The 9,745-nt window shown below is 71.8% G+C and carries 10 protein-coding genes and 1 pseudogene; 6 read left to right on the forward strand and 5 right to left on the reverse strand.

The window, feature by feature from the left end:
* The 3 genes and pseudogenes from MXD58_RS12435 to recR form a co-directional block, all read left to right on the forward strand.
* A pseudogene (locus MXD58_RS12435) lies at positions 1–745 on the forward strand (hypothetical protein); the annotation flags it as partial.
* Between the two features lie 21 nt (positions 746–766).
* Positions 767–1,264, forward strand: a complete 498-nt coding sequence (locus tag MXD58_RS12440; protein WP_248837576.1) for a YbaB/EbfC family nucleoid-associated protein — start codon at positions 767–769, stop codon at positions 1,262–1,264.
* A 79-nt stretch (positions 1,265–1,343) separates the two neighbouring features.
* Complete coding sequence (gene recR / locus MXD58_RS12445) at positions 1,344–1,943, forward strand: recombination mediator RecR (protein WP_248837575.1); 600 nt, start codon at positions 1,344–1,346, stop codon at positions 1,941–1,943.
* A 24-nt stretch (positions 1,944–1,967) separates the two neighbouring features.
* Here the strand turns inward: recR and MXD58_RS12450 are convergent, their stop codons facing one another.
* Positions 1,968–2,576, reverse strand: a complete 609-nt coding sequence (locus tag MXD58_RS12450) for a hypothetical protein (RefSeq protein ID WP_248837632.1) — start codon at positions 2,574–2,576, stop codon at positions 1,968–1,970.
* Positions 2,577–3,152: 576 nt separating this feature from the next.
* Between MXD58_RS12450 and MXD58_RS12455 the strand changes: the two genes are divergently transcribed.
* A complete protein-coding gene (locus MXD58_RS12455) occupies positions 3,153–3,620 on the forward strand; it encodes a hypothetical protein (RefSeq protein ID WP_248837574.1) in 468 nt (155 codons plus the stop codon).
* 346 nt (positions 3,621–3,966) lie between these two features.
* Here the strand turns inward: MXD58_RS12455 and MXD58_RS12460 are convergent, their stop codons facing one another.
* Both MXD58_RS12460 and MXD58_RS12465 read right to left on the reverse strand, forming a co-directional pair.
* Complete coding sequence (locus tag MXD58_RS12460) at positions 3,967–4,977, reverse strand: zinc-dependent alcohol dehydrogenase family protein (protein WP_248837573.1); 1,011 nt, start codon at positions 4,975–4,977, stop codon at positions 3,967–3,969.
* Positions 4,978–4,995: 18 nt separating this feature from the next.
* Entirely contained in the window at positions 4,996–5,580 is a 585-nt protein-coding gene (locus tag MXD58_RS12465; RefSeq protein WP_248837572.1) for a TerD family protein, read from the reverse strand.
* A gap of 321 nt (positions 5,581–5,901) precedes the next feature.
* On the opposite strand from MXD58_RS12465, the gene MXD58_RS12470 reads away from it, so the two are divergent.
* A complete protein-coding gene (locus MXD58_RS12470) occupies positions 5,902–7,170 on the forward strand; it encodes an aspartate kinase (RefSeq protein ID WP_248837571.1) in 1,269 nt (422 codons plus the stop codon).
* Positions 7,171–7,199: 29 nt separating this feature from the next.
* Positions 7,200–8,285, forward strand: coding sequence for an aspartate-semialdehyde dehydrogenase (locus tag MXD58_RS12475; protein WP_248837631.1), 1,086 nt, complete (start codon positions 7,200–7,202; stop codon positions 8,283–8,285).
* Positions 8,286–8,695: 410 nt separating this feature from the next.
* Here MXD58_RS12475 and MXD58_RS12480 read toward each other — a convergent pair whose 3' ends face one another.
* On the reverse strand, positions 8,696–8,899 hold the full coding sequence (locus tag MXD58_RS12480; RefSeq protein ID WP_018500469.1) for a cold-shock protein: 204 nt from the start codon (positions 8,897–8,899) through the stop codon (positions 8,696–8,698).
* Positions 8,900–9,337: 438 nt separating this feature from the next.
* On the reverse strand, positions 9,338–9,745 hold a 408-nt coding region (locus tag MXD58_RS12485), incomplete at its 5' end, for a CHAD domain-containing protein (protein ID WP_250609333.1).

The following is a 9,745-nucleotide window of genomic DNA, read 5'->3' on the forward strand; positions in this document are numbered from 1 at the left end:
TTTCGGCCCCGGGCCGGGCGCGGCGGGCATGACGCCGCCAGGCTCGGGCGGCGCGGCGACGGGAGCCGCCGGGCCCGGTGCGTCTGCCCAGGTGGCGGCCGGTGGGTATCCAGGCTCCGCGCCGATGGCGGCCGGTGGCAACCCCGGCTTCGGCCGGGATCCCGAACCTCCCCGGCCCGCGCAGGCCGGGACCTGCTCGGGCGCCTCGGACAGCGGCGGCGAGCACGTCAACGGTTCGTACGCGCCTGCGGGTGGCGACGCTCGCCCCGCAAGCGGGCAGCCGGCCGGCCTCGTCCACGAGGGCACCCGAGGTGGCACGACGGTCACGGCCGAAACGGCGATGCGAGCACCTGTGGCGCCCGGACGGCCGGACATTCCTGGGCAGGTGGCTGGATACGGCCAGGGGGACGGCGCTGGCCGCCCGGATGGCCGAGCGGCCGGGCCGGGCCAGGGATCCGACGTCGGCGCCTGGAACGAGGCCGACCGCGACGGGCCAGGCCACGCTCAGCAGACCGGTCCGCGCGCGGCGAATGGCCATGGCGCCGGCTGGGAGGTCGCGGGACAGCGAGCCCAGCAACAACGGGGCGCCGGCCAGGGCCACGCGTCGTCGGGCGACGAGCCGTCCCTCGACGACGACGACGCGCCGCAGCAGGCGGGCGGTGCCCGCGGCGGCGAGGAGGCGGCGATGTCCCTGCTTCGCACCGGTCTGGGCGCGACGGTCATCGAACAGATCCCGACCACGTGATGGGAACGTAGGCTCATCGACATGTCGAACCCGCAGATCCCTGCCGGTGGTGGTGCCCCCGCCGGGGGCGCTCCTCTCGGGCAGATCCTTCAGCAGGCGCAGAAGATGCAGGCCGCTCTCATGGCGGCCCAGGAGGAGCTGGCCGGCGCCCGGGTGGACGGCACGGCCGGCGGCGGACTCGTGCGGGCCACGGTCAACGGCGGCGGTGAGCTCGTCGACCTGACAATCAGCCGGGAGGCCGTCGACCCCGAGGACACCGAGACGCTCGCCGACCTGATCCTCGCCGCGGTGCGGGACGCGACCACCAACGCGCACCGGCTTGCCGAGGAGCGGATGGGTTCGATCACCGGTGGCGGCTTCCCGGGCGCGCCGGGCGGCGGTGGCCCCGGCGGCCCCGGCCCCGTGGGACCGGCCGGCGCGATCGGCGGCCTGGGTGATCTCGGCGCGCTTGGCGATCTCGGTGGGCTCTTCGGCGGCGGTGGTTCACGCCCGGCGCCCGGTGGCCCAGCACCGCGCTAACGCAATGCCACTTCGAGACACACAGATCCTTGGGCGCGCAGGCCCTGAGGCAGCGCAGCCCTGAGGCAAGGGAGCACCGGTGTACGAGGGCATCGTCCAGGATCTGATTGACGAGCTCGGACGGCTGCCCGGCATCGGGCCCAAGAGCGCGCAGCGGATCGCGTTCCACCTGCTCGCCGCCGACCCGGCGGACGTCCGCCGGCTGGCGACCGCGCTGACCGAGGTGAAGGAAAAGGTCCGGTTCTGCCGGAACTGCTTCAACGTCGCGCAGGCCGAGCTGTGCCGGATCTGCGCCGATCCCCGCCGTGACCAGGCGCTGATCTGCGTGGTCGAGGAACCCAAGGACGTCGTCGCGATCGAGCGGACCCGGGAGTTCCGCGGCCGCTACCACGTGCTCGGCGGGGCGATCAATCCGATCGGCGGCGTCGGGCCCGACGACCTGCACATCCGCGAACTGGTCGCCCGGCTCGCCGACGGCACGGTGACCGAGCTGATCCTCGCCACCGACCCGAACACCGAAGGCGAGGTGACCGCCTCCTATCTCGCCCGCCAGATCGGGCCGATGGGGCTGCGGGTCACCCGCCTGGCCAGCGGACTGCCGATGGGTGGCGACCTGGAATGGGCCGACGAGGTGACCCTCGGCCGCGCCTTCGAGGGTCGCCGGGTCGTCGGTGCCTGACCGCCGCGCGCGACGGCCGCGCCCTCAGAAACCGAGGATCGGGGCGTAGGCCGAGCTGGGGATGGACGCGAGGGTCAGCAGGACCACACTGACGTCCAGGTGATCCGCGTCCTCGCTGAACACGGCGTGCAGGCCGCGCGTCTGGTAGACCCCGACACCGTCCTCGCGGATCACCCGCACACCGAACACCTTCGTCGCTCGTAACCACCAGATCCGCTCGGCGGCTCGGATCCGGATCTGGCGGGCGTCGCGGCGCAGCCCGGTCGTGGCGCGGGCGAACCGGTCGGCGGGCAGCCGCGGCTGATCGACGTAGCCGACGATGTCGTGTTCCGGCCCGTGCACGACGATCCGGGCCGGACGGGCAGCGGGGCCGGGCTCGACCAGGTCGAGCTCCTCGGTGATCTTTCGATCGCAGGGGTACATCTCGGCGGCCCAGACGCCTTCGCCGTGCAGGATCCGCTTGCCGCGGGGACCACCGTGGGGATGACCATGGGGCAGCAGCCCACCGATGATCTTTCCGGCGCCGTCCAGCCGCCACGCGACGGACACGACGAGGCCCGGCGGAACCTCGGGTCCGCAGTCTCGGGCGGCGAGCAGTCGACAGGCACGGATGGGGCGGCTCCGACGGTCCATCTCGGCCGCTAGCAGCACAGGCCGAAGGTCGTGGGCCGCGATCGGCGATGCCACCGGACTGCCGCTGGTCGGCTGTGCTCGACGCCCGTGGGGTTCACCTTCCGCCCGGAACTCACTCGGTGCCCCCTTCCAGGCCCGATCACCCTCTGCAAGAAGACTCACTCTCCGAAACCACCCCTGGTCGAGGTCGACCATCTCTGCAGCAGTGTGCAACGGATCGCTGCGCTAAGCACTCAAATGCTACGCCGTGCGGCCGAATGCCCATCATCCGCACTCGCTCACGCATGTGCGCGCGCGAATGGTCAGGCGTCCTCGATCCCGTCCGACCGGGTTTCTGCACGTGCATGGCCCTTCGGAGGCGCTCGTCCGGGCCCGGCGGACGGCGACACTCCCCCCGCGCCCCGGCCGACGGAGGCCGACCGGCAGGGTAGGAGCCAGTGGAGCGGTCGCGCGGCGGGGCCGGTCCACCAACAGCGCCGGCGGCGGTCGCGACCGGCCACCCGCGATCGATGACGTTCCCACCGCCGACGCGGTGATCCTCGGCTACGACACAGCGCACCCTAGGAGGTCCACACCATGATCATTAGCTCGCACGTCCCTGCGGGCGCGTTCGTGGGCATGGCGGTCCGCAGTCCCACGGCCGCACTGGCCGCGGGCTTCGTCTCCCACCTCGTCATGGACGCGATGCCGCACTGGGGCACCGGCCCGAACACCGAGTCCGAGTGGCTGCCAATCGCCCGTCGCGACGGGGTGGCCGGCCTCGCCGCGATCGCGCTGCTCGCCGCCTCGGCACCGGCCGACCGCCGCCTCGCGGTGCTGGCCGGCATGACCGGTGCCTGCCTGCCCGACACCGACAAGGTGGGCCGTTACTTCGTCGGCTCGAGCCCGTGGCCGAGCCGCTTCGACCGGTTCCACGAGCGGATCCAGAACGAGACCCGCGACCGCCTGCCCCGCGAGATCGCGACCGCCGCGACCCTGATCGCCGCCGGCGTGTTTTTCCTGCGTAGGCTCGCCGTCAGCACCAGAAGCGGCGCGTCAGCGTAGGCTCTCCCCGTTGATCATGGCGCCTTGACGGCATCCTCGCCGCAGGTGCTGGCCACCAAGGCGCCCTGCCCCAGCTGGTCGCTCTGAATGCCACGGCGTCCGGTCCGTCCGGGTAGAGGAACCCGCCAGCGCCGCCGCCGACCGCTCCACCCGAGCCGCTGTCCAATTTGCCCCGATAGAGGGACCTGCCGTGGAGCTGGATGGTCGCTCTGCACGACGCGGCGCCCGTACGTCCCTAGCAAGCGGCCGGCCAGCACCGCCGCTGGCCGCTCCGCGCGGGCCCTGTCCGATCTGCCCCGGGGCAACCCGCCACGGGGCCCGCCGGTCGCCGCGGTCGATGCCGCGTTCAGAGGAGCAGGACGGCGGCGCCGTTGACTCGGTCGGCCGAGAGGTCCGCGAGTGCCTGGTCGGCGGCGTCGAGCGGGTACGGCGTGACGGTGACGGACAACCGGTGCTCGGCCGCGACGGCCAGGAACTCCTCACCGTCGGCCCGCGTGTTCGCGGTGGTGCTGCGCAGGTCCCGTTCCTGGAACAGGTGCTCGGCATAGGCCAGTCGGGGGATGTCGGTGAGGTGGATGCCCGCGACCGACAGCGTCCCGCCGCGATCGAGCGCGGCGAGCGCCACCGGCACCAGCTCGCCCACGGGGGCGAACAGGACTGCGGCGTCCAACGGTTCCGGCGGCGGGTCGTACGCCCCCGTCACTGATGCCGCCCCGAGTTCGAGTGCCAGCGCGCGGGCCGCCGGCGACCGGGTCATCACGTGGACCCGCGCGCCCTGGGCGAGGGCGACCTGGGCGGCCAGGTGCGCCGACGCGCCGAAGCCATAGAGGCCCAGCCGCCCGCCGGGCGGCAGTTCTGCCCGGCGCAACGCCCGGTACCCGACGATGCCGGCGCACAGCAGCGGAGCGAGCTCGGCGTCGCTGTAGCCGGCGGGCAGCCGGTAGGCGTAGTCGACCCGGACGAGGACGTACTCGGCATAACCGCCGTCGACATCCCAGCCGGTGTACGTCGACGCCGGGCACAGGTTCTCCGCGCCACGCGCGCAGTAGACGCACGTACCGTCCGTCGAGGCCAGCCATGCGACGCCCAGCCGGTCACCGAGGCTGATCCCCCGCCGCTCGGCCGCCGGGCCCGGACCGATCGCATCGACCCGGCCGACGACCTCGTGCCCCGGCACGGTCAGCGCCCGGCGTGGCCGGAGATCACCCTCGGCGAGGTGCAGATCGGTCCGGCACACGCCGCACGCGTCGACCCGCAGCCGGACCTCGCCCGAGCCCGGCTCGGGCACCGGCAGGTCGGCCGCGCGCAGCGGCCTGGTACCCACCGGGCCGGGCGAGGCGACCTGCCAGGCTCGCATGCGGCGCCGGGCTCTCGATCAGACGCTGACGCCGTGGTCGCGCGCCAGGCCGCCGAGGTCGTTGTGGCCCTGGCCGACCGCGCGGAACTTCCACTCGGCACCGTTGCGGTAGACCTCGCCGAAGATCACCACGGTCTCGGTGGAGTAGTCCTCGGACAGGTCGTAGCGGACCAGCTCGTTGCCCGCCTGGTCGACGACGCGGATGTAGGCGTTGCGCACCTGGCCGAAGTTCTGGCTGCGGTTCGCCGCGTCGTAGATGGAGACCGGAACGACGATCTTGTCGATCTCGGCCGGCACCGACGGCAGGTTGATGATGAGCGACTCGTCGTCGCCCTCGCCCTGGCCGGTCGTGTTGTCACCGGTGAGAGTGATCGCACCGTCGGGCGAGGCGAGGTTGTTATAGAAGATGAAGTAGCTGTCGGCGAGGACCTTGCCGTCCGCCTTCACGCCGATGGCCGACGCGTCGAGGTCGAAGTCCGTCCCGGTGGTGGTGCGAGCGTCCCAGCCGAGCCCGACGTTGAGCGCGGTGAGCTGGGCGGTGCCGGCTTCCGCCGCCTGCTTCGTGAGGCTGACGTTGCCACCCTTGGCGAGGCTGACTGCCATTACGGTTCGTCCTTCCGTTGTGATCCTCGATGACCGATGTGATCCTCGGGTGACCGGCCGCCCCTGTCGTCCGGTACTTGGACCACCTGATCAGACCATGTCCCGGAGACATTGGGTATGGGGTTTGCGGTCGTGTCGTCACCCTGGCACACCCCGGGCGATCCGCCCAGCACCGCGTCGGCCGGATGACAAAGGGGCCCGAGCAGGCATGGTCCCCACGGCGGCCTGCGAGAAGGCGCCCCGGGTGCCCGTTGACCGGCCTCTGTCAGATTCACCGCGACGCGGCGCGGACGGGTGCCGGTGCTCGGTAACCTGACTGCCATGGCGCTCCTGGTCGCGAAGTTCGGTGGATCCTCCGTTGCCGACGCGGACCGCATCAAACGGGTCGCGGAGCGTGTCGTCGAGTCCCGGCGTGCCGGCAACGACGTCGTGGTCGTGGTGAGCGCGATGGGCGACACCACCGACGAGCTGCTCGACCTCGCCGAGCGGGTCTCGCCGCTGCCCCCGGCCCGGGAGCTCGACATGCTGCTCACCGCCGGTGAGCGAATCTCGATGGCCCTGCTGGCGATGGCGATCGCCACGCTGGGGGCCGAGGCCAGGTCCTTCACCGGCTCGCAGGCCGGCGTGATCACCGACTCGGCACACGGGAGGGCCCGGATCATCGACGTCACCCCGGGCCGGATCCGGGCTGCGCTCGACGAGGGGGCGATCGCGATCGTCGCCGGCTTCCAGGGCGTCAGCCAGGACACCAAGGACATCACCACGCTGGGCCGGGGCGGCTCCGACACCACCGCGGTCGCCCTCGCCGCGGCGCTGCACGCCGATGCCTGCGAGATCTACACCGACGTGGACGGGGTGTTCAGCGCCGATCCGCGCATCGTCCCCGACGCACGCCGCATCGACCGGATCTCCTACGAGGAGATGTTGGAGATGGCCGCCTGCGGCGCCAAGATCCTCATGTTGCGGTGCGTCGAGTACGCCCGCCGTTACAGCGTCCCCGTGCACGTCCGCTCGTCGTTCTCCTCGAAGCCAGGCACGTGGGTCATCGAGATTCCGGAGGCACAGCTCGTGGAACAGGCCATCATCCGCGGGGTCGCGCACGACCTGAGCGAGGCGAAGGTGACGGTCGTCGGCTGCCCGGACAAGCCGGGGGTGGCGGCCGCGGTGTTCCGCGCGGTCGCCGACGCGGACGTCAACCTCGACATGATCGTCCAGGTCGGCTCGGTGGCCGGCTCGGGACGCACCGACATCTCCTTCACCCTGCCCAAGGCCGACGGCCGCACCGCGCTGACGGCGCTGGCGAAGGTGCAGGAGGAGATCGGCTTCGAGCGCACCCTCTACGACGACCACATCGGCAAGCTGTCGCTGATCGGTGCCGGGATGAAGTCGCACCCGGGGGTGTCCGCGCGGTTCTTCGGCGCTCTCGCCGACGCCGGCATCAACGTTGAGATCATCTCCACGTCGGAGATCCGCGTCTCCGTCGTGGTGCGTGACACCGACCTGCCCACCGCGGTGCGCGCCCTGCACACCGCCTTCGAACTCGGCGACCCCAACGGTGGCGCCGTCGTCTACGCGGGTACCGGCCGATGAGCGCCGGCCCGGAACCGGAGGAACGCAACATGACCGGCAACGAGGCCGCGCGGCGACCGACGCTGGCCGTGGTCGGCGCGACGGGCGCCGTCGGCACGGTGATGCTGTCGCTGCTCGCCGGGCGCCCGGACATCTGGGGCGAGATCCGCCCGGTCGCCTCCGCCCGCTCGGCCGGGCGCACGGTCCGCGTCCGGGGGGCGGACGTGGTCGTGCGGGAGCTAGCGCCGGAGGTCTTCGACGGGGTGGACGTCGCCGTTTTCGATGTTCCCGACGAGGTCTCCGCAGAGTGGGCGCCGATCGCGGCGGCCCGCGGCGCGGTCGCGGTCGACAACTCCGGTGCCTTCCGGATGGACGCCGACGTGCCGCTGGTCGTCCCCGAGGTCAACGCCGAGCGGATCGCCGACCGGCCGCGAGGCATCATCGCCAACCCGAACTGCACCACCCTGTCGATGATCGTCGCGCTGGGGGCACTACACCGGGCGTTCGGGCTGGAGTCGATGTTCGCGGCGTCTTACCAGGCCGCCAGCGGCGCCGGCCAGGCCGGCATCGACACCCTCTACGACCAGCTCGCGACCGTCGGCGGCAGCCGCGAGTTCGGACAGACCGCGGGTGACGTGCGCAAGGCCGTCGGCGAGGACGGGCTCGGGCCGTTCCCGGCGCCGCTGGCGCTGAACGTCGTGCCGTGGGCGGGTTCGCTGAAGGACGGCGGCTGGTCATCGGAGGAACTCAAGGTCCGCAACGAGTCACGCAAGATCCTCGGCCTGCCCGACCTGCGGGTCTCGGCGACGTGCGTGCGCGTGCCAGTGATCACCACGCACGCGGTCGCGGTGCACGCCCGGTTCGTCCAGCCGGTGACGGCCGAGCAGGCGCGGGCGGTGCTGCGTGAGGCGCCCGGCGTGGCAGTGGTGGACGACCCGGCCGCGGGCGAGTTCCCCACCCCGTCTGACGTGGTCGGCACCGATCCCACCTGGGTGGGACGGATCCGTCAGTCCCCGGATGACTTGCACGAGGTGGCGCTGTTCCTCTGCGGGGACAACCTTCGCAAGGGGGCCGCGTTGAACACCCTGCAGATCGCCGAGTTGCTCGTCGGCGCGGCGCCGACTGCGCCCAGCTGACCTGCCCGCGCGAATTCTTATCGAGCCTTAAGCTGAGACGGCGACGAAGACCCACAACCCGGGGTCAAGAACAGTCAATTGATTGCGTCAACTACGTCGCCGTCTCGGCTGCGGCCCGTCACAGGTATCGCGCTGAGAGCAAGGAATGGCAGCTCTCGCGACAACGTTGACCGGACGGCCGGCGTTGAAGGCGTCGAGCAGATTTCCTCGCCGATAGGCGAGATGCCGCCTTCGTCGGAAGCATCCACCGGATGCAACGGACCGGGCATCGACGAGACCGGCCCACACAATCGAGCCGGCACCCACCCGGGACAGGTCCGCCCGGCCAGGCCGCCGAAGATCGCTATAAAAGATCAGCCCGCCCAGCGGGAGCACCCGTTGGGCGGGCTGACCATGAAGTCTCTCGTGGCTCAGACGACGCGGACGGCGTCGGCCTGCGGACCCTTCTGACCCTGGGTCACCTGGAACTCGACCCGCTGGCCCTCCTCTAGTGCCTTGTAGCCGTCCATATCAATCGCGCTGTAGTGAACGAAGACGTCGGAGCCGCCGCCGTCCACGGAGATGAAGCCGAAGCCCTTCTCCGAGTTGAACCACTTCACCGTGCCCTGAGCCACGTGCCGTTCTCCCTGCTGGTGCAGTCAGGACCCGCACCACGCGGGCCCCGGACCGAACGCCAGGAAGCCACTAGAGATCCTGGCGCTGTTCCGCCGCTTCTCGGTTGAGACGCGAACTGGCGAACTCCGGCCAAGGACGACGCTACACGGATGGAGAGCTTCGCGGGAGTCCTCCGAGCAAGGAAGTCCACTTCATACCCTGGTAACAGAAGAACGCCGCCGGCGCGCACCCGGGTGCGCCCAGGGGTGCCGTCGCGCAATCCATCGAGCTGGCAGGCGATTTACCAGCGAGCCCGGCGGGGCCCACGGCCCAGGCGAACCGTGGCCCGGACGTGGCCCCCAGACGGGTGATCCGTCGGAGGCTCTTCCTCCGGCCACAGCCGAGTCCACAGCAGGGCGCACAGCCAGGACCCTCGGCAGATCCCGTGACAGGCGCCGTCAGGACAGCCAGCGACGGTACCGGCGCGCGGAGATGTCCGGCCAGACGGCGAAGAAGTCACGCTCGGCCATCCGCGCCCGGCACTCCTCCAGCCCCAGCAGCACCCCGAGGGTGAACGCCGTCGGGTGGCCCTCCGCCTGCGCGGTGATCCCCCAGTCACGCAGCAGACCCTGCGCGACCGTCGCGTCCTGGTGCAGGCCGAGCAGCTCCTGGGCCTGCTCCGCCTGGCCGGCCAGCGCGGCGGCCTGGCCGCCGTACAGTGGCGTGACGATCTCGGCCGCGTACCGCAGCCGCTTCGCCTGCTTGCGGGCGGAGTGCAGCAGCACGTCCCGTTCCGCGCCGACCGGGAGGGCGGCCGCGGCGGCCACCTTGCGCGCGAGGCGCCGGTCGGCCCGGCCCACCAGCTT

This window comes from Frankia sp. AgKG'84/4 (assembly GCF_023242965.2).
Classification (GTDB): Bacteria; Actinomycetota; Actinomycetes; order Frankiales; family Frankiaceae; genus Frankia.